We start from the raw sequence: 19,531 nt of genomic DNA on the forward strand, positions 1-19,531 counted from the left end.
CGGCCCGGTCCGTCACACGGCTCCCCAGCGGCGCAGGGCGGGCGCGAGCCGCTGGTGGCCCACGCGGTACAGCTTCTTGGCGCCCCGCCCGGCGACCCGCCGTACGGCCTTCTTCACCCGCCCCCGGCCGCCGGCGCCCGGGGGTGCGGGCAGCGGGCGGCCCTGCTCGTCGAAGCCGTTGTTCCGGAGGATGCCGCCGAGGTAGATGCCGGCGGTCTGCGGCGTGTAGTACGGGCGCAGCGGCGGCAGCGGGCCGGCGGCGCGCAGCGCGGTGATACGGGCCCGGGCCGCGGCGTACGGGTCGCTCTTGCCGATGCCGTGGGCCGCCGCCCACTCCGGGCCGGGCTGCGGGAGCGCGCCCGCGTCGAGGTCGTCCCAGGACGCGAGGCAGCCGGAGTGCACGAAGTAGTGGTTGCCGTGGGCCTCGCGGACGCCGAAGTCGGTGAGGATCGCGGTGGGTATCCGCCGGTGCATCGACTCCAGGGCGGCTGTCGAACTCACCGTGACCAGCAGGTCGGTGCGGTCCAGCACGTCGGCCATGTTGCCGTAGACGAGCTGGAGGTTCGCGGGCGCGGGTTCGGCGAGGGTCTCGACCAGCTCCTGGTACGGGTCGGACTCCACGTGGGTGGTCTGCTCGCCGGGCAGGCTGCGCAGCTTGACCAGCACGAGCCGCTCCGGATACAGGCGCGCGTGGGCGGCGGCGCGCTCCAGGAGCCGGAACCGGGACGCGCGGTCCCTGGGCACGGACGGCTGGGCCGCGAAGGTGACGGTGAACGGCCGGTCGGCCGCTGGCCGGTAGGGGGTGCCGCCCAGGAAGGGCAGCGCGCACTCGACGACCGAGCCGGTGTCGACGCCGACGCTCGCGAAGACCGAGCGGAAACGGCGGCTGTCGTGGCCGGAGTTGGCGAGCACGAGGTCCGTGCCGGCCCGGGTCATGAGGCCGTCGACCATCTTCTCGTAGACCACGCCGACGTACCCGCTGACCGTGACCGGCCGGTGCAGCCGGCCCTCCCAGGCGCGCCCCAGGCTGTGCACGAGCGCCAGGACCGTGCCGCCGAGGACCGCCAGCACGACGATGTCGGCCCTCGCCAGCTCCTCGTCGTCGACCAGTGCGGCGGCGGGCACCACGCGCCTGCTGTCGGGCTCGATGCCGATCTCGGCGAGCTGCCGTTCGGTGGGGGTGGACCGGCCCCGCAGGAAGTACGCGTCCAGCGCGCAGTCGGGGGCGAGCTGCCGGGCCACCGACGCCCCCCATTTCCAACGGGTGTCAGAGTCGGCTATTACTGCGACGCGTCTGGGAGGCATGCTCAGTGCCCTTCGTGCAATGGATCGCAAAAGTGAGCCGAGATTAAGGACGCGTTCTGAGCGCAGCATGGGGGATTCCTGAACGGATCCTTGGGCAGGCTGGGAATCCCGTGTGAAAAGGACCTTGGGCAAGCTTGTGACCTGCGGGTTCGCCATGACGTGACAGGATTTGCACAGAAAGGCGAAACACACTCTTTGTGCAGGGTTGGCAGATCAAAGGGCAACGCGTGGGCGCACGCTGCCCTCCACGTGCACCCGGTCGCCGCTCCGCAATTGAAAGCGTCCGCCCTCGGCGGCGTATTCGACCGTGCCCGGCAGCAGTACCGGCGCCCGGAACTCCGCCCGCACGTCGGCCGCCGTCGGCACCCCGTGCGCGGCCAGGCACCGGGCCACGGTCCACATGCCGTGCGCGATGGCCCGGGGGAAGCCGAAGAGGCGGGCGGTGAGCGGGTGCAGGTGGATGGGGTTGCGGTCCCCGGAGGCGGCCCCGTACCGCCGGCCGACGTCCCCGGCGATCCGCCACTCCTCGACGACGGGCAGCGGACGGCCGGGCTCGTCCCGGGCCGTCTCGCCCGAGTGCTGCGTCCGGTGCCGTGCCAGATAGGTACTCCGCGACTCCCATACGACGTCCTCGCCGACCCGCACCCCGGTCACGACGGTGGCCTCGGTGCCCCGCCGGTGCGGACGCAACTCCTCGACATGGACGGCTATGTCGTACGTCCCGTCCCCGGGCAGTTCGGCATACCGCTCGATCCCGATGGAGGTGTGCACCAGCCCCAGCAGCGGCAACGGAAACTCCCGCGCACTCATGAGCCGCATCGCCAGCGGAAACCCGAGCACGTGCGGGTAGGTGACCGGCAGCCCGTCGTCACCGGTGGCGAACCCGCAGACGCGTTCGTAGGCGGCGAGTCTTTCGAGGTCGGGGCGGACACCGGGCAGTACGAGGCGGGTGCGGGGGAACGAAGCGTCGGCGCCCGGCTTCTTGAAGGGCGACCGCAGCGCGCCGAGGGCGAGCAGAGGGGCGAGAGCAGGGGCCCGGTCAAGGACGATCACAGAGGTTCACCTTTCGATGCCGTCGGCGAGAGCGCCCCGTCAGGGGCGCTGGGGGTACCCCCAGCCGAAGGCTGGGGGAGGAACCGCGCGATCAGCCACAACGCACCCGCACCCGCACCACAACCGTCACGCCCCCAAAAAAAGGCTCTTCCCGCATGTCGTCCGATTCCTGACTCTGGAGTAAGGTTACCGTAGGTAAGCCTATGTCGCAGCTGTCAAGTACCGGGAAACGGGCGGAACGTGAAGGACCCTCACGTAACCTCCGGGATTGCACAGGCCCGTCCCCGGACAACCCCCGAAACCCCACAAGCCCGCCACAGCGGCCCCGTACGATCTCCAGCCTGAACCGCCGGTAACCCCTTTCCGAGGGGCGGTGCCGGTGAACGCCTCGGTGCGCGAGGCACGTACGTCATGCAGCAAGCAGTTCACCGCTGCACGCCCGAGGAGCCGCCCCGTGTCCACGTCCTCTTATCCGAACGCCGCCCCCGTCTCCCCGGGCGCGTCGATCCAGGCCACGGACTACGACGGGAACCCGATCCTGGTCGAGCCCCTCGTGCAGCGGCTGGACGGGGTGGTGCGGGAGGCGTACGTACCGCCGTTCGCGCCGCCGGTGCGGCACGGCTCGCTGGCCGACCTGCCCTTCGAGAACGCGGAGGCGGAGCCGGGCGCCGTGGTGCTCAGCCGCAAGCCGGCCGAGGGGGAGGGCCGCTGGGAGCACGTGACGGCCGCTCAGTTCGCCGCGCAGGTGATGGCGGTGGCGAAGGGCCTGATCGCCGAGGGGCTGCTGCCGGGCGACCGGATCGCGATCATGTCCCGGACCACGTACGAGTGGACCCTCCTCGACTTCGGCGCCTGGGCGGCCGGCCTGGTGACCGTGCCGATCTACCCGACCTCCTCGGTCTTCCAGACCCGCTGGATCATGCACGACTCGGGTGCCGTCGCCCTGGTCACCGAGTCCAGCGCGCAGGCCGCCGCGCTCGGCCCCGAACTCGACCGGCTGCCCGACCTCAGGCACCTGTGGGTGATGGAGAAGGGGCACGTGGACCGGCTCGCGGAGGCCGGTGCGCAGGTGCCGGACGCCGAGGTGGGCGTACGGCGGGGCATGCTGGGCCCCGACACCCTCGCCACCCTGATCTACACCTCGGGCACCACCGGCCGCCCCAAGGGCTGCGCACTCTCGCACGGCAACTTCTTCGCCGAGGTCGACAACGCGATCGAACTCCTCTACCCGATCTTCAAGGCACGCAACGACGAGGAGGTCTCCATCCTCCTCTTCCTGCCCATGTCCCACGTCTTCGGCCGCATGGTGGCGATCGCCTGCGTCCGCGCCGGGGTCCGCCTCGGCCACGCCCCCAGCCTCAAGGCCGAGGACCTGCTCCCGGACCTCGCCGGCTTCAAACCGACCTGTCTGCTCACCATCCCGTACATGCTGGAGAAGGTCTTCAACACCGCGCGGGCGAAGGCGGAGTCGGGCGGGCGGGTCTCGGTCTTCGACCGGGCCACGGGGGTCGCGCAGCGCTACGGCGAGGCGCTGGAGGCGAAACAGACCGGCGCCGGCAGCGGGCCCGGCCGTGCCCTGAAGACCGCCCGCAGCTTCTACGACCCGCTCGTCTACCGCCGTATCCGCACCGCCATGGGCGGCCGCGTCCGGCACATCATCTGCGGCGGCTCCCCGCTGGGCCGCCGTCTCGCCGCGTTCTACGCCGGGGCCGGCATCGAGATCTACGAGGGCTACGGCCTGACCGAGACCACGGCGGCCACCACCTGCACGCCGCCCCTCAAGCCCCGCCTCGGCACGGTCGGCTGGCCCATGCCCGGCACCAAGGTCCGGATCGCCGCCGACGGCGAGATCCTGGTCGCCGGCGACCACGTCCTGCGCGGCTACTGGGACCCGGCGGCCGGCGGCGTCGTCCCGGCGACCCGGGACGGCTGGCTGGCCACCGGCGACCTCGGCGAACTCGACGACGAGGGCTACCTCACCATCACCGGCCGCAAGAAGGAGATGCTGATCACGGCCGGCGGCAAGTCGGTGGCCCCCGCCCCGCTGGAGAACTGGCTGCGCTCCCACCCCCTCATCTCCCAGGTGATGCTGGTCGGCGACGCGCTGCCGTACGTCAGCGCCCTCATCACCCTCGACCGGGACGGCCTCACCCACTGGCGCCAGATGAACGGCAAACACCCGGTGCCGCCCGAGCTCCTCATGGACGACGCCGAACTGCTGGCCGTCCTGCAGCGCGCCGTCGACGAGGCCAACAAGCTCGTCTCACGCCCCGAGTCCATCCGGCGCTTCGCCATGCTCCCCGTCGACTTCACCGAGGAGGCCGGGCACCTGACCCCGTCGATGAAGCTGCGCCGAGAGGCGGTCATGAAGGACTTCGCGACGGAGATCGAGGGCCTGTACGCGAAGTGATCCGCGGCCGTCGCCGAAGGTGATCCGCGGCCGTCACGCGGAGTGGTCCGCCTCCGTGCCCGGTGACTTGTGTTAGTCCACCTGGCCCCACTGGCGCGATGGAATCACGGGACCCGCCCGGGACCCGTGATTCCATCGCGCCAGGAGGTGCACCATGGTTGACGACCGGCAGCAGAAAACCCACCCCAGACCGGCCACCACCCGTCGCCGCGTCCTCGCCGCGGGTGCCGTGGCCCCTGTCCTGGCGAGCGCGGCGACCCCGCCCGCGCGCGCCCTCTCCCACGAACACCCGCGCACCCTGGTCGAACCCGAGTTGACCCAGCTCGCCGACTGGGCGGAGGTGACCAAGGCCCTGGGGCGGCCGGGCGACATGAAGCGGTACATGTACCACACCGGCCTGCCCCGCCGGGACCTCAAGGTGGTCTCCCGGGGCGTGCGGATCGAGACCGCGCTGGCCCTCGGCACCCACACCGCCTTCGTCCGGTACAAGGACGGCAGCCATCTGCTGATGGGCGACGCCGTGGTCACCGAGCACGAACTGGACGGCTTCACCGACGCGCTCCTCGCGCACGACATCGCCATCAACGCCGTACACAAGCATCTGCTCTCCCACCAGCCCGCTCTGTGGTGGCTGCACCTGCACGCCCACAGTCACGACCCCGTACCCATCGCCAGGGGACTGCGCGCGGCCTTCGACCGCACCGGCACCCCGCCCGACCAGCCGCCCACCACCCCGACGCTCGACCTGGACACCAAGGGCATCGACGACGCCTTCGGCAGCAAGGGCTCCCAGGACGAGGGCATCTACAAGAGCGTCTGGGCGCGCGCGGAGCAGATCGTGGACGGCGGCATGATCCTGCCGGCCGGCCTCGGCTCGGTGACCACCATCAACTTCCAGCCGCTCGGCCGGGGAAGGGCCGCGATCAACGGTGACTTCGTGATGACCGCGGACGAGGTCCAGCCGGTCCTGAAGATCCTGCGCAAGAGCGGGGTCGGCCTCGTCGAACTCCACCACCACAACCTGATGGACGAGCCGCGCCTGTTCTTCCTCCACTACTGGGCGATCGGCGACGCCGTGCGGCTCGCGAAGGACCTGCGCGCCGCCGTCCACGCAACCAACGTCGTGCCGTTCCACTGAGCGGCCGACCGACGAAGGAGAAGAACGTGCAGGCGATCAACTGTCCCTTCGGTTTCAGCGAGGCCCTCGACTTCGATCCGGCCCTGGCCGGCTTCATGGAGCGCGAGTCCCTCGGCACCATCCGGCTGCCGTACGGCGACTCGGACGCCTGGCTGGTCACCAGATTCGAGTCGGTGCAGCAGGTGACCACGGACCCCCGGTTCAGCCGGGCAGCGATCATCGAGTACGACTATCCGCGCCTGACGGCCGAGCCGATCGTCTCTCCGGAGTCGATCAACGTGATGGACCCGCCGCACAGCGGCCGGATCAGGCATCTGGCCACCCAGGCCTTCACCCCGCGCCATGTGGACCGGATGCGGGGCCGGATCGGCCTCCTCACGGACCGGCTGCTGGACGAAATGGAAGACGCCGGTCAGCCCGCCGACCTGGTCCGGCACCTGTCCGACCCCCTTCCCCAGCACACGATCCTGGACCTGCTGGGCATCGACCGCGCCGAGTGGCCCCGGATGCAGGAGCAGGTCCAGCGGCTGCTGGTGGTCGGCGCGGGCAACCGGGACGTCGCACGCGCGGCCAAGGAGGACCTGACCGGCTACTTCACCGAGCTCGTCGCCGAACGCCGGAAAAACCCCGGTGCGGACATCATCAGCGTGCTCACCGAGGCACGGGACGGCACGGACCAGCTCGACGACCGGGAACTGGCCGTCCTGGCACTGACGTTCACGCTCAGCGGCCAGGACACGGCGACCTGCCAGATCAGCGACATCGTGTATCTGCTGCTGACCCGCCCGGAGCTGGCGGAGTACGCCCGCGCGCACCGGAAGGACCTGACGGACTTCATCCACGAAATGCTCCGGTACATCCCCTTCCGGAAGGGCGTGGGCATTCCCCGGGTGGCACTGGAGGACGTCGAGATGGACGGGGTGGTCATCCGGCGCGGCGACTTCGTCCACGTCTCCTACCTGACGGCCAACCGGGACCCGGACCGCTATCCGGACCCCCACGAGATCGTGCCCGACCGTCCCGTCGCTCCCCACATGACCTTCGGCTGGGGCGGCCACCGGTGCATCGCGGTGCCGTTGGCGATGGCCGAACTGGAGGTCGCCCTGGAACGCCTCCTGGACCGCTTCCCCACGCTCCGCCTGGCGGTGCGCCCGGAAGAGATCCGCTGGGACACCGAGACCATCCGCCGGTTCCCACTGGAGCTGCCGGTGGCCTGGTAGGCCCGGGTCTCACTCCTCGTCGGCCAGGCGGTCCAGCCATTCCCTCAGCAGGTGCTGTTCCGCGCTGCTGAGGGTCGTCTGGCCGGGGAGGCCCGCGCGCAGGGCGCGGGCCGCGGCCGCCGGCCCGCCGCCGGTCCGGACGGCCGGTTTCTCATGCGTGACCGCGCTGACCATGGCCTCCCGGAGGGTGGCCAGCAGGGCCGGGTCGCGGTTGGCCTCGGGCGCGGACAGCCAGGTGAGCACGGCGCCGCGCGCGGTGGCGTGGATGACGTCGACCGCGAGATCCTCGCCGACCCGCAGCCACCCGCCGGCGGCGAGCCGCCGCACCCGCCCCCGCAGGATCTCCAGCCCGGCCCGGAAGGCGGCCGACCCGCTGTGCGAGGTGCCGCCGTACATCAGCAGGTACAGCGCGGGGTTCTCCAGCCCGAACTCGACCGCCAGGTCCCAGCCGCCACGCAGGTCCTCGATCAGGTCCTCGGGGTCCGGATCGACCCGCTTGCCGGCCAGGAACGTGGCGAAGCCGTGTTCCGCAACGGCCTCCAGCAGCCCGTCCTTGTCGCCGAACAGCCGGTAGATGGCCGGGGGTTGCAGCCCCGCGGCGACCGCGACCGCCCGGGTGGTGACGGCGTCCCGCCCCTCCCGTTCCAGCAGTCCGATGGCGGCGTCGACGACGCGCTGCCGGGTGTCCGTGTCACGTGATTCCGAGCCCATGTATCAATGATATCGCTCGTGTGCTGCCATCGATAATATCGGTGTTACGCTGAATCTGTTTCCATCGATATCGCCATCGTGCTGGAGGACATAGTGATCGTCGTGACCGGAGCCACCGGACAACTCGGCAGCCGGATCGTGGAGCGACTGCTGACCCGCGTACCAGCCGCGCGGGTCGGCGTCAGCGTCCGCGACCCGAAGAAGGCCCAGGCCCTGGCGGACCGGGGCGTGCGGGTGCGGCAGGGCGGCTTCACCGACCCGGACGGCCTGGCACACGCCTTCGAGGGCGCCACCCAGATCCTGATCGTCTCCGTCGACCGGCTGGGCGAGGAGGGCGTACGACAGCACCGCACCGCGATCGACGCCGCCGTCGCGGCCGGCGTCCGCCGCATCCTCTACACCGCCCACATGGGCACCAGCCCCACCTCCCGCTTCCAGGCCTGCCGCGACCACGCGGCCACCGAGGAGGCCCTGCGTGCCTCGGGCGTCCCCTACACCTCCCTCCGCAACGGCTTCCACGCGGCGAGCGCGCTGCAGTTCGCCGGCCACGGCCTGGCGACCGGCGAACTGGCCCTCCCGGCCGACGGCCCGGTCTGCTGGACGGCCCACGACGACCTGGCGGAGGCAGCAGCCGTGATCCTGGCGGACGAGGGCCGCTTCGAGGGGCCGACGCCCCCGCTGACGGGGGCGCAGGCACTGACCTTCGCCGACATCGCCGACCTGGCCGGCGCGACCAGGACCATAGCCCCCGACGACACGTTCCGCAGGCAACTGGCGGCCAACGGCGTCCCCGAGGACACGGCCGATCACCTCCTGGGCGTCTTCCTGGCCGCCCGTGAGGGAGAGTTCGCGACCGTGGACCCGACCCTGGCGGACCTGATCGGCCGCGAACCGATCGGCATGCGGGAGCTGTTGAGCGAGCGGCCCGCCTAGAGAGGCAGCTCCGCCCGGACCTGGCGGCCGGTTGGGCCGCGCGCAGGGTCGGCCCGCGCAGGTCCGGCAGCTCGGCGGTCTGCTGCCGGGCGTGCTTGTCGTGGACGAGGGTCTTGGTCTTCTCGCTGGTGGGTGCGCTGTTGGGGACGACGGTGACGATCGCGGTGTCGCCGGCCGGGTTGTAGGTGGCCGGGGTGACGGCGGCCACGTCCTTCATGCCGGTGATGCCGTCGCGGAGTTCACCGACGGCCTTCTTCGTCGCCGCCGGGTCGGTGTCGGTGACGACGACGGTGAGCGGGCCGTTGAGCAACGGTTCCTTCTTGGGCGGTGGCGGCAGCCGGTCAGGAGGTGGCGATCAGATGCGCCTGCGAACTCGTCTCCCCGAGCCCCGCGTCCGCCTCCCGCACCGTGCGGGAGTGGAGCCGGAAACCTGCCTCCGTCAGCAGCCTCGCCATCTCCTCCGGCCGCCGCCGCTGGAAGTCCAGCGCCACCGGATGCCCCCAGGGGTCCTCGAACCGGCGCGCCGCGTCCCCCACCTGGAAGGCGAGGAGCAGATGGCCCCCCGGCCTCAGTACCCTCCTGAACTCACCGAACAGCAACGGCAGATGGTCGTCCGGGGTGTGGATGGACGAGTACCAGCACACCACCCCGTCCAACGCGCCGTCCGCCACGGGCAGGTCGAGCATCGAGCCCTGGACGAAGGGGAGGCCCGGGTTCTCGCGGCGGGCGACGGCGAGCATCGACGTGGAGAGGTCGAGGCCGAAGACGGAGAGTCCGAGCCCGGCGAGCCGGCCCGTGACGCGGCCGGGGCCGCAGCCGAGGTCGGCCACCGTGCCGCCCGGGCCGACGAGTTCGGCGTACGCGGCCAACAGGGCGCGGTCCAGGGGCCGGTTGGAAACATCTTCGCGGAAGTGGTCGGCGTAGTCTTCGGCAATCGCGTCGTAGAACGTACGCGTGGCGGTGAGGAAGTCGGCGGTCATGCCCGCGGACCCTAACGGGCGGCACTGACAACGACCGTCAGCCGACCCCGGCCGCCCGCAGCAGTCCCGTCACCGCCGCGGCCCCCAGGACCACGACCGCGAACGGCGCCCTGCGCCAGGCCAGTACGCCCGCCGCCAGCACCCCGGCCGGGCGGGCGATCCCCGCGAAGCCGCCGCTCTCCGTCAGCGCCCCGGTGGCCAGCAGGGCCACCAGGAGCACCACCGCCCCGGCCGACGCCAGTTCCTGGACCCGCGCCGGGATCTCCACCCGGCCGTGCAGCACCGGGCCCACCAGACGGAAGGCGTACGTGCCGAGAGCGAGGGCCAGGATCATGACCACGGTCGCGTTCATCGTCGTACCCCCGGCAGCGTGAACAGGCCCAGGAGGGCGAGGAGGACGGGGATCCCGGCCGGGACGGCGGGGGTCGCCGCGAGGGCGATCGCCGCGCCGAGCAGGGCCGCGCGCCGTACGCCCGGGTCCGCGCGGAGGGCGGGCAGGACCAGGGCCACCAGGACTGCCGGGAACGCCGCGTCCAGGCCGTAGCGGTCGGTGTCGCCGAGGGTGCTGCCCGCGAGGGCGCCGGCCAGGACCCCCACGTTCCAGGCGGCGAACAGGCCGAGCCCCGAGACCCAGAACGCGGCGCGGCGGCGGGCCGGGTCCGGCTGGGCCAGGGCGAAGGCGACCGTCTCGTCGGTGACCAGGTGGGCGCCGAGCAGACGGGTGGCGCGGCCGGGGCCGAGCAGGTCGGCGACGGCGAGACCGAAGGCCGCCGTGCGGGTGTTGAGGAGGAGACCGGTGGCCGCGGCCGCCAGCGGACCGCCGCCGGCGAGCAGCACGCCGACCGCGCTGAACTGGGCCGACCCCGCGTAGACGACGAGGGACATCAGGACCGGGACCCACACGGGCAGGCCGCCGGCGACGCCGACCGCGCCGAAGGAGACACCGACGATCCCGCCGGCCAGCCAGACGAGTGAACTGTCCCGGACCAGGGAGGCCGTCCTCCGAGGCCGGGTTGTTCGGTTTGGCGAACGCATGTTCTTTACAGTGAACGAGTAGAGTGTGTTCGTCAAGGCGAACGATCGTACCGATGGAGTGAACGAACGAGATGTCCGAGGCAACCGACCGGCCGGAGCGGTCCGACCGGCTTCCGATGGAGTGGATCGCCGGGTCGCTGAAGCGCGAGCGGGCCCGGGCCGGGCTCTCCCTGTCCGAGCTGGCCAAACGGGCCGGCGTCGCGAAGTCGACGCTGTCCCAGTTGGAGGCGGGCGGCGGCAACCCGAGCGTGGAGACGCTGTGGTCGCTGGGGGTGGCGCTCGGCGTGCCGTTCAGCGCGCTGGTCGAGCCACCGGTGTCCGGCGTTCAGGTGATCCGGGCGGGGGAGGGGCCCACGGTCGCGTCGGAGCGGGCCGACTTCGCCGCCACCCTGCTGGCGTCCTGCCCGCCCGGCGCCCGCCGGGACATCTACCACCTGCGGATGGAGCCGGGCGTGGCACGGGAGTCCGAGCCGCACATTCCGGGGACGGTCGAGCACCTCGTCGTATGCGGCGGGCGGGTTAAGGCGGGGCCACGCGGAGAAACCGTCGAATTGAACCCCGGGGATTATCTGACGTATCGCGGCGATGTTCCGCATGTGTACGAGGCGTTGGCGCCCCGCACCACGTTCGTGCTGGTCATGCAGCACATTTAGGCGGCGGCGAAAAGGCAGGAGCCCCGTCGCCTGACGGCGCGGGGCTCCTTGGGTACTGCACTCAGTCTGCGATCAGACTTGGTTTGTCTGGGATCAGACGGGGGTGACGTTCTCCGCCTGCGGACCCTTCGGGCCCTGCGTGACGTCGAAGCTCACCTGCTGGTTCTCCTCCAGGGAGCGGAACCCGCTGGCGTTGATCGCGGAGTAGTGGACGAAGACGTCGGGGCCGCCGCCTTCCTGGGCGATGAAACCAAAGCCCTTTTCGGCGTTGAACCACTTCACGGTTCCGGTAGCCATAAGCCCTCCTTGGGCCCAAAGGGTCGCCCTGCTCCAGAACCTGCAAGTGTGAAAACAAACTAAGTGCCGCACAACTGCATATGTCTGAAAACTACGAGAGCCCGCGGTTACATGCTCCGCAGGCTCTGTACTGCAAGGGAAACCAAACTGCAACTTGCGGCGAGCCTAGCATGTAGGCAGCCGAAAGCAACAGAGGCCAAGATCACGTCACCCGGACGTTTGAATGCCTCCGAGGGCGGGTTGACCGGAGGGGCGGTCGGGACTCCAGGGTGGGGGCGGTCCCAGCACGGTACCTCACGGGGTCTAGTCTCGCGATGTGGACAATTCTCGCACCCGGCCGCGCGTCGGCCACATCCAGTTCCTGAACTGCCTGCCCCTCTACTGGGGGCTCGCGAGAACCGGCACCCTCCTCGACTTCGAGCTGACCAAGGACACCCCTGAGAAGCTCAGCGAGCAGCTGGTGCGCGGCGACCTCGACATCGGGCCCATCACCCTCGTCGAGTTCCTGCGCAACGCCGACGACCTGGTCGCCTTCCCGGACATCGCCGTCGGCTGCGACGGGCCGGTGATGTCCTGCGTGATCGTCTCGCAGGTGCCGCTGGACCAGCTGGACGGCCGCCGGGTCGCCCTCGGCTCCACCTCGCGCACCTCGGTCCGCCTCGCCCAGCTGCTGCTCGCCGACCGCTACGGCGTCCAGCCCGACTACTACACCTGCCCGCCCGACCTCAGCCTGATGATGCAGGAGGCGGACGCGGCGGTGCTGATCGGCGACGCGGCCCTGCGCGCCAACCTGCTGGACGGCCCGCGCTACGGCCTGGAGGTCCACGACCTCGGCTTGCTCTGGAAGGAATGGACGGGCCTGCCGTTCGTCTTCGCGGTGTGGGCGGCGCGCCGGGACTACCTGGAGCGCGAACCGCACATCACCCGTGAGGTGCACGGCGCCTTCCTCGACTCCCGCAACCTCTCCCTGGAGGAGGTCGCCAAGGTCGCCGAACAGGCCGCCCGCTGGGAGGCCTTCGACGAGGCGACCCTCGCCCAGTACTTCACCACCCTCGACTTCAGCTTCGGCGCGCCGCAGCTGGCGGCGGTGGCGGAGTTCGCCCGCAGGGTGGGCCCGACGACCGGGTTCGCGCCGGACGTGAAGGTCGAGCTGCTGACGCCGTGAGAGCGGCCCCGTAGGGGCGCGGGGCTGTATCGGACATGCGGCTACCGCCGCGTGGGCGCGCCCAGCCCCCACCGACCCGCGGCAAAAGAACCGCCCCACTCGCGGAGCGAATAGGCTGCTGCCGAACTCTCTGGGGGGTGAGGGCGCATGCAGCCGCTCGCGGGCGACGAACCCACGGCCGTCGGGCCGTACCGGCTGCTCGGCCGGCTCGGCTCCGGCGGCATGGGCCGTGTCTATCTGGGCCGTTCGGCCGGCGGCCGCTCCGTCGCCGTCAAGATCGTGCACCCGCACTTCGCGCTGGACGAGGAGTTCCGCGCCCGCTTCCGCCGCGAGGTGCAGGCCGCGAGACGGGTCGGCGGCGCCTGGACGGCCTCCGTCCTGGACGCCGACCCGGACGCGCCGGTGCCCTGGGTCGCCACGGCCTACGCGGCCGGTCCCTCCCTGACGGCCGCCGTGACCGACGGCGGCCCGCTGCCCGCGCACACGGTACGGGCGCTGGGCGCGGGGCTCGCCGAGGCGCTGGCGGCGGTGCACGAACTGGGCCTTGTGCACCGGGACGTGAAGCCGTCCAACGTGCTCCTGACCCTCGACGGGCCGCTCCTCATCGACTTCGGCATCGCCCGCGCCTCGGACGGCACGGCGTCGCTGACGTCCTCGGGGGTGTCGATCGGCTCACCCGGATACATGTCCCCGGAACAGATCCTCGGCAAGGGCGCCACGGGCGCCGCGGACGTCTTCTCCCTCGGCGCGGTACTGGCGTACGCGGCCAACGGGGCGCCGCCGTTCCCCGGGGACTCCTCGGCCGCCCTCCTCTACAAGGTCGTCCACGAGGAGCCCGAACTCGGCTCGCTCGGCGGTGAGCTGCGGGAGGTGGCGGAGGCCTGCCTCGCGAAGGAGCCGGGACGGCGGCCGGGCCCCGCGGAGGTGGCCCGGCGGCTGGCTCCGGAGGGCGCCGCACGGCTGGTGGCCGGCGGATGGCTGCCGGGGGCGCTGGTGGAGCGGGTGAGCCGGAGCGCGGTGGAGGTGCTGAACCTGGAGGCCGCGGAGGCCGTGCCGGCCGCCGTACCCGCGTCCGGGCCGGTGGAGTTCAGCACCCCTTCCGTGGCCGGGGAGTTCGGACCGCCGCCGACGGTGCCGCCCGTGGCCGTACCGGCGGTCGTACCGGAGCCGCGGGATGCCGCGCCCGCGTCGGAGGGGACCCCCGAGGCGCCCGGGAAGCCCGGCAAGGTGACCGTGAGTGTCGCCGCGACCGCCGTACCGGCGGAGGGCGGGCGTGGCCGCCGGGTGAGCTGTACGGTCGCGCTCGCCGTGGCCGCCGCGCTGGCGGTGGTCACCGTCGGGGTGGGGTTCCTGGTGCAGCCGTTCCTCGGGACCGACGGGGGCGAAGGGGGCAGCGACACGGGCGCCGCCGCCAAGCCGCCCTCGACATCGGCGTCGTCCGCCTCCGGCGGCGGGAAGATCCCGGCCGCCTACCTCGGCACCTGGCAGGGCTCGGCCACCGCGCTCTCCGGCAACCTGCCCATCGGCACCTTCCGGGTCACCGTGGAACAGGCGGCGGTCGGACAGGAGTTGGGCCGTCTGCGGCAGACCGACCAGCTGGGCGGGGTCTGCACCGACATCCTCACCCTGAGGGCGGTGACGGCGGCCAGGCTCGTCGCCTCCTCCACCGGCGCCGAGGGCAACCACGACGGCTGCGACCCCGGCACGAACACCGTCTACCTGACCCCGAGCCACGGCGACCTGGTCTACACGTCGGACAGCTCGGCGGAGGGGAACCCGGTGGCGGTGATGTCCAGGTCTGGGGACTGAGAGTCCCCAGACCGCCGAATCCACCGCGTGTTACTGCGGGGTGGTCACCGTGACGTGCTCCCCGCTGCCCAGGTGCAGCATGCCCTTGCCGGGCTGGATCGGGCCGCCCACCATGGCCCGGGTGGTCCGGATGCCGATCAGCTCGCCGGAGCCGGACTCCTGCGGGGAGAGCAGGATGCCCCGGCGGGCCTTCTTGGCGTCGACCTGCCAGCCGGAGAAGCCGTCGCAGATCTCGTCCTCGTCACCGGCGATGACGACGGCGAGTCCCTCCTCGGTGCCGCGCTCCACGATCCGCTTGAAGACGTCCTCGGCGTCGCAGTCGTCCAGCACCTCGGCGTCGTCGACCAGCACGACGATCGGCTCGGCCGGGGACGCCGACGACAGCACCTCCGTCAGCTCGTCCTCGTCCACGTCCCGCCCGGTGAATACCTTCAGCACGCCTTCCCTGCCCTCCAGTTCGCGCAGCGGCGACTGCCGGGGGGCGGCGACGACGATCCGTACGCCGTTCGCGAGGTAGGAGCGGGCGAAGCCCAACAGGGTCGTGGAACGGCCGGACTTGGCGGGCCCGCCGATCACGAACGCGGGGACGCCCTGCGCCAGGTCCGGGCCGAAGGCGGTGAGTTCGTCGCCGCCGACGCCCACCACGGCCCACAGCGGGGCGGCCGCCGCGGCCGGGGCCCGCATCGCCCAGGCCTCCTCGAAGGAGATCCGGCTGGGCAGCACGTCCACGCGGAACGGCCGCCGGGAGCGCTCCACCTGGGCGTCGCGGGCCTCGGCCGCCTCGCCGATCGCGACGATCGCCGCGTTCTGGCCCTGACCTGTGGTGTCCGCGGAGAGCAGCGCGAACTGCGTCTCGGCGGCCGTCTCGCTGCGGAAGGCGCGGCCGGGCGGGATCTCCTCGGGAACCTTGCGGGAGTTGATGTCCAGCATCGAGAAGTCGGCGCGGTCGGCGAGCCGCAGACCGTACTTGTCCTCGGTGAGGGAGGAGATCCGGCCGGCCAGGATCTGCCGGTCACCGGTGAGGACGAGATGGATGCCGACGCTTGCGCCCTCCCGCATCATCACCATGATCTGGTCGGTGAGGTCGCCGTGGTTCAGCTCGCCGAGGGTGGGCAGCCAGCCCTCCCAGCGGTCCAGCAGCAGCACGATGTGCGGCAGTCGCTCCGCCTCCGGTACGGCGGCCCGCTGCTCCCCGATGTCCGCGAACCCCCGGTCCGCGAGCAGCTCCTGACGTCGGCTCAGCTCGCCGGAGAGGCGGGCCATGAGCCGCTCCACCCGCTCGGTCTGGTTGCGGCCGACGACGGCACCGCAGTGCGGCAGCCGGGTCAGCGCGTTCAGCGCGCCGTTGCCGCAGTCGATGCCGTACAGGTGCACGTCGGCACAGGAGTTGGTGCGGGCCAGCGAACCGGCGATGGTGCGCAGCACCTGGGAGCGTCCGGTGCGCGGGGCACCGGCGATGATGAGGTGCCCGAAGGTCGCGAAGTCGACGGCGACCGCACGGCGGGCCTGGTCGGCGGGCAGGTCCTCGACACCGTACGCGGCGGCGGGCAGCGCGCCCTGCGCCTGCACGGCCGGCACGTCGTCGAGCAGCAGCATGTCGTCGAGGGCGGGCAGCCACGGCGAGTGCTGGGCCGGGATCCGCAGGGCGGTGTTGGCCTCGCGGACGGCGTCGACGAGCACCTTCAGGTCGGTGATCTCGTCGTCCTCCTTCGCCTCGGACTTCGGCTTGCGCAGCGCGGCCCGCCCGAGGTCCTGCCAGGACAGCGCCCCGGCCCAGGGCGCGAGGGTGGCCGGATCCGCGGCACCCGGCCGCCGTCCGCCGACCCGGCCCGACTGGAAGGGGACCAGCGAGGCGTGCCCGAGCCGGACGTACGCCCGTCCCGGCGTGCTCTTGGCGATGTGCCCGGCGTCGGGCGCGTCGATGACGTCGGTCGACTCGCCGGCGTCGGTGACGCGCAGCGCGATCCGGAGGTTGGTGTTGGCCCGGATCTCGGGGGACACGACACCGGAGGGCCGCTGGGTGGCGAGCAGGAGGTGGATCCCGAGCGACCGCCCTCGCTGGGCGATGTTCACAAGTCCCGTGACGAAGTCGGGCAGATCGCGCACCATCGACGCGAACTCGTCGATGACGATGAGCAGTCGGGGCACCGGGGAGCGCGAGGGGTCTCTCCTGACGAGGTCCTGGTAGTCCTCGATGTCCTTGGCGTCGGCGGCGGCGAGGATGTGCTCGCGCCGCTTCAGCTCCGCCCCCAGCGACTCCAGGGCCCGCTCCACGAGGTGGGCGTCGAGGTCGGTCACCATGCCCACGGTGTGCGGCAGCTTCACGCAGTCCTTGAACGCCGAGCCGCCCTTGTAGTCGACGAGCACGAAGGTCATGTTCTCGGGGGTGTTGGCGACGGCCAGCGCGGCCACGATGGTCTGGAGCAGCTCGGACTTACCGGAACCGGTGGTACCGGCGATGAGTCCGTGCGGCCCGTCGCGCCGCAGGTCGATGCCGAACGGGCCGTCGTACGACTCCCCGATGACGGCCATCGTCGACTGCCCGCCCATCCGCCAGCGCGCGGCGATCGCGTCCCGCGTGGGCGGCTCCAGCTGGAGCACGTCGAGCAGCCGGCTGGCGGCGGGCAGGGCGGAGTCCTCGCTCTCGCCGCTGATGTCGCGGAGCGGGGAGAGCGAGCGGGCGAGCCGTCCGCACCAGGCGGCGGAGACGAAGTCGGGCCGCACGTTCCGCTTGCGCAGCGCCCCGCTCTGCTCGACGCGCAGCCGCAACTCCAGGTCCTGAGGCGCCTGTTCCTCACCGCCGCCCTGCTGGGGATGCCAGGCCTGGAAGGACGGAAAGCCGCCGACCGCCTGCTGAGCCACGGGCGTCGAGGCCTGAGCGGCGGCCTCCTTGGCGGCCCGCGGCTCGGCGACCACGACCCCCTGGCACTCCCCGGGCAGGAACCGCTCCTCCTCGTCGAGGCAGATGGACCGGATGGCGACGCCCGGTCCCTCCTTCAGCAGCCGTACGACACCGGGCATGGACCGCAGCCGCCGCGACCCGTCCCACACCACCACGATGTCGGGGTCGGAGAAGGCCGGCCCGTCGGTCTTGCTCCGCCCGCCCTTCTGCAGGGCCTTCTGCCGGCCGTCGAGCAGCTGGGTGAGCTCGCCGACGCGGGCGCCGACGGTCTCGGAGTCGGTGCCGATGAGGACGTTCACGTCCTGACCGCCGCCCGGCCGGGAGTGCGGCAACCACCGCACCCAGTCCCAGCGTTCACCGGCGTCGTTGTCGGTGAGGACGTAGAACTGCACGTCCATGGGGCTGTGCAGGACGGCGGTCTGGGCGACCGCCCACCGGCCCAGCGCATGCGCCGAATCGCCCGGCCCGGCGACCCCGATCACCCCGAGGTCGCGCAGCGACAGCCCGACGGGGGCGTCCTCGATGTACCAGCGGACCTTGCGCTTGTGCTCGTCCTGCTCGGGGTCGTCGAGCTCGACCTCGGAGGGCACGCGACCGGTGCCGAACCTGATCAGCAGATGGTCGGCGTCGGTGCGCCGCCGCTCCCACAGCCGCGTCCGCGGCCCGGTGCCGTACGTCAGCACGGCGGCCGGATCCGGCACCGCGGCCCGCCGCTCGGACCGCTCCGCGACGAGCGCCTCCTGCGCCTCCCCCTCGATCCGCGCCTTGTGCTCCTTGTACTCCTTGAGCTGTTTGGCGTGCGACTTCCTGCCGTGCTTCTTGTCCATGAAGTAGTTGCCGAAGAGCATGAGGGGGCTCATCAGCGCCATGATCAGGTAGTACCAGCGCCCGAACATCATCACGGAGACGACGGCACCGACGAGCGGCAGCAGCGCCATCAGCCAGGGCAGCGGCCGGGCCTCGTAGTCACCGAGCGGGTTGGGCAGCGAGAAGTGCGTCTGCCGTTCGGCGGGGCGCAGCCGCGGGGGCCGGTTGTAGTCGAGCCCCGCACCGTCGTCGGACCACTTGAGGGCGGCGTTGGGCGGGGCGTACCCGATGATCTCGAGAAGGGTGTTACCGAGGGCGAGCTGGGCGCCGAGCGGCCAGTCCCCACCGCTCTGCAACTCCTCCCCGTCCAGCCGGGCGTCTTCGCTGTGTATCTGGACTTTGCAGGTGCCGTCGATGGCGATGGTGAGGGTGGCGGCGCGGGCCGGCAGCTCGGGGTCCTCGACGCGGAGGTGGGAGGCCGGCCCGCTGCCGATGTCGTACCGCCCGACCCCGAGCCGGTGCACGGCGCCGGCGGCCGGACCGCCGGCGACGCGGAACTCGACGATGCCGGTGGGCTCACCGAGCAGACACCCGGCGGGATCGTGGAGACTGACGACGACGCCGTCCCGCAGCGGCGAGCCGACGACGGTTGCGGCGGGGTCGAGGGCGTACCCGTCGACGTAGGCCAGCGGACCGGACACGTGGACGGCCGCGGCCTGTTGCCGGTGCGCGCCGATGGGGATGACCTGGGCGCCGCCCTCGCCGGGATCCGGATACCCCAGACCGACCTGCCGGGCCAACTCCCTCGCGACGTCACCGACGGTCGACTCGGGATCCGCGTCGAGCACCACGTCGGCGGTGGCACCGCCGACCGGGTCGACGACGGTCAGACTCAGGCGCACGTTCCGTCCCCCAACACACCTAGAGCACCCAACACAGTGGAAGTGACCTTAGCCGCCCGGCCTTTCCCGGGTGCAACGGGATGTGGACGGTTCACGATTCCGCCGCACAAGGCCCGTGCGGTCGCACGCGTCACCCCCGTAGGATCTTTGCTCGTGCGGACGGCCATGCCATGGCCAAGGATCCGCGCGAACGGTGCCACGGGGGAAGGCC

At 71.9% G+C, this 19,531-nt stretch carries 15 protein-coding genes; 7 read left to right on the plus strand and 8 right to left on the minus strand.

Going from position 1 to position 19,531, the window contains the following annotated elements; genetic code table 11:
- Positions 1 to 12 precede the first annotated feature (12 nt).
- Positions 13 to 1,305 (minus strand): DUF6716 putative glycosyltransferase, encoded by a 1,293-nt coding sequence (locus ACZ4UV_RS14585; protein ID WP_467838109.1) that lies wholly within the window; start codon positions 1,303 to 1,305, stop codon positions 13 to 15.
- A gap of 213 nt (positions 1,306 to 1,518) precedes the next feature.
- On the minus strand, positions 1,519 to 2,358 hold the full coding sequence (locus tag ACZ4UV_RS14590; protein ID WP_467838112.1) for a MaoC family dehydratase: 840 nt from the start codon (positions 2,356 to 2,358) through the stop codon (positions 1,519 to 1,521).
- A 505-nt stretch (positions 2,359 to 2,863) separates the two neighbouring features.
- Between ACZ4UV_RS14590 and ACZ4UV_RS14595 the strand changes: the two genes are divergently transcribed.
- From ACZ4UV_RS14595 to ACZ4UV_RS14605, 3 genes are all read left to right on the plus strand, one after another.
- Positions 2,864 to 4,768, plus strand: coding sequence for an AMP-dependent synthetase/ligase (locus ACZ4UV_RS14595; protein WP_390043459.1), 1,905 nt, complete (start codon positions 2,864 to 2,866; stop codon positions 4,766 to 4,768).
- Positions 4,769 to 4,922: 154 nt separating this feature from the next.
- Entirely contained in the window at positions 4,923 to 5,906 is a 984-nt protein-coding gene (locus tag ACZ4UV_RS14600; protein WP_467838115.1) for a DUF1259 domain-containing protein, read from the plus strand.
- Positions 5,907 to 5,932: 26 nt separating this feature from the next.
- Positions 5,933 to 7,126, plus strand: a complete 1,194-nt coding sequence (locus tag ACZ4UV_RS14605) for a cytochrome P450 (RefSeq protein ID WP_390043175.1) — start codon at positions 5,933 to 5,935, stop codon at positions 7,124 to 7,126.
- A 9-nt stretch (positions 7,127 to 7,135) separates the two neighbouring features.
- Here ACZ4UV_RS14605 and ACZ4UV_RS14610 read toward each other — a convergent pair whose 3' ends face one another.
- Positions 7,136 to 7,837 (minus strand): TetR/AcrR family transcriptional regulator, encoded by a 702-nt coding sequence (locus tag ACZ4UV_RS14610; RefSeq protein WP_390043177.1) that lies wholly within the window; start codon positions 7,835 to 7,837, stop codon positions 7,136 to 7,138.
- Positions 7,838 to 7,930: 93 nt separating this feature from the next.
- On the opposite strand from ACZ4UV_RS14610, the gene ACZ4UV_RS14615 reads away from it, so the two are divergent.
- The gene (locus ACZ4UV_RS14615) at positions 7,931 to 8,770 is read left to right on the plus strand and encodes an SDR family oxidoreductase (RefSeq protein WP_467839362.1); all 840 of its coding nucleotides are present in this window, start codon (positions 7,931 to 7,933) and stop codon (positions 8,768 to 8,770) included.
- Between the two features lie 341 nt (positions 8,771 to 9,111).
- On the opposite strand, the gene ACZ4UV_RS14620 is transcribed toward ACZ4UV_RS14615, so the two are convergent.
- The 3 genes from ACZ4UV_RS14620 to ACZ4UV_RS14630 are packed head-to-tail and all read right to left on the minus strand — an operon-like array spanning position 9,112 to position 10,785.
- Positions 9,112 to 9,750: a class I SAM-dependent methyltransferase gene (locus tag ACZ4UV_RS14620; RefSeq protein WP_451021518.1), complete on the minus strand. Its 639-nt coding sequence runs from the start codon at positions 9,748 to 9,750 to the stop codon at positions 9,112 to 9,114.
- Between the two features lie 37 nt (positions 9,751 to 9,787).
- Entirely contained in the window at positions 9,788 to 10,102 is a 315-nt protein-coding gene (locus tag ACZ4UV_RS14625; RefSeq protein WP_467838120.1) for an AzlD domain-containing protein, read from the minus strand.
- Positions 10,099 to 10,785 (minus strand): AzlC family ABC transporter permease, encoded by a 687-nt coding sequence (locus tag ACZ4UV_RS14630; RefSeq protein WP_451021520.1) that lies wholly within the window; start codon positions 10,783 to 10,785, stop codon positions 10,099 to 10,101. Before ACZ4UV_RS14630 ends, ACZ4UV_RS14625 begins: the two co-directional genes overlap by 4 nt.
- A 71-nt stretch (positions 10,786 to 10,856) precedes the next feature.
- Here ACZ4UV_RS14630 and ACZ4UV_RS14635 point away from each other — a divergent pair, with 71 nt between their 5' ends.
- On the plus strand, positions 10,857 to 11,438 hold the full coding sequence (locus tag ACZ4UV_RS14635; protein WP_390043184.1) for a helix-turn-helix domain-containing protein: 582 nt from the start codon (positions 10,857 to 10,859) through the stop codon (positions 11,436 to 11,438).
- 93 nt (positions 11,439 to 11,531) lie between these two features.
- Here the strand turns inward: ACZ4UV_RS14635 and ACZ4UV_RS14640 are convergent, their stop codons facing one another.
- On the minus strand, positions 11,532 to 11,735 hold the full coding sequence (locus ACZ4UV_RS14640; protein ID WP_003992177.1) for a cold-shock protein: 204 nt from the start codon (positions 11,733 to 11,735) through the stop codon (positions 11,532 to 11,534).
- 316 nt (positions 11,736 to 12,051) lie between these two features.
- Between ACZ4UV_RS14640 and ACZ4UV_RS14645 the strand changes: the two genes are divergently transcribed.
- A complete protein-coding gene (locus ACZ4UV_RS14645) occupies positions 12,052 to 12,900 on the plus strand; it encodes a menaquinone biosynthetic enzyme MqnA/MqnD family protein (protein ID WP_390043186.1) in 849 nt (282 codons plus the stop codon).
- A 147-nt stretch (positions 12,901 to 13,047) separates the two neighbouring features.
- Positions 13,048 to 14,709 (plus strand): serine/threonine-protein kinase, encoded by a 1,662-nt coding sequence (locus tag ACZ4UV_RS14650; RefSeq protein ID WP_467838125.1) that lies wholly within the window; start codon positions 13,048 to 13,050, stop codon positions 14,707 to 14,709.
- A gap of 30 nt (positions 14,710 to 14,739) precedes the next feature.
- Here ACZ4UV_RS14650 and ACZ4UV_RS14655 read toward each other — a convergent pair whose 3' ends face one another.
- Positions 14,740 to 19,320 (minus strand): FtsK/SpoIIIE domain-containing protein, encoded by a 4,581-nt coding sequence (locus tag ACZ4UV_RS14655; RefSeq protein WP_467838128.1) that lies wholly within the window; start codon positions 19,318 to 19,320, stop codon positions 14,740 to 14,742.
- Positions 19,321 to 19,531 lie beyond the last annotated feature (211 nt).

The organism is Streptomyces sp. NPDC028289, assembly GCF_055565975.1.

Coding starts and splice junctions, on each gene's coding strand:
- ACZ4UV_RS14585 (WP_467838109.1), bottom strand. CDS start 1,305: ATGCCTCCCAGACGCGTCGCAGTAATAGCCGACTCTGACACCCGTTGG.
- ACZ4UV_RS14600 (WP_467838115.1), top strand. CDS start 4,923: ATGGTTGACGACCGGCAGCAGAAAACCCACCCCAGACCGGCCACCACC.
- ACZ4UV_RS14610 (WP_390043177.1), bottom strand. CDS start 7,837: ATGGGCTCGGAATCACGTGACACGGACACCCGGCAGCGCGTCGTCGAC.
- ACZ4UV_RS14620 (WP_451021518.1), bottom strand. CDS start 9,750: ATGACCGCCGACTTCCTCACCGCCACGCGTACGTTCTACGACGCGATT.
- ACZ4UV_RS14625 (WP_467838120.1), bottom strand. CDS start 10,102: ATGAACGCGACCGTGGTCATGATCCTGGCCCTCGCTCTCGGCACGTAC.
- ACZ4UV_RS14630 (WP_451021520.1), bottom strand. CDS start 10,785: ATGCGTTCGCCAAACCGAACAACCCGGCCTCGGAGGACGGCCTCCCTG.
- ACZ4UV_RS14635 (WP_390043184.1), top strand. CDS start 10,857: ATGTCCGAGGCAACCGACCGGCCGGAGCGGTCCGACCGGCTTCCGATG.
- ACZ4UV_RS14640 (WP_003992177.1), bottom strand. CDS start 11,735: ATGGCTACCGGAACCGTGAAGTGGTTCAACGCCGAAAAGGGCTTTGGT.
- ACZ4UV_RS14650 (WP_467838125.1), top strand. CDS start 13,048: ATGCAGCCGCTCGCGGGCGACGAACCCACGGCCGTCGGGCCGTACCGG.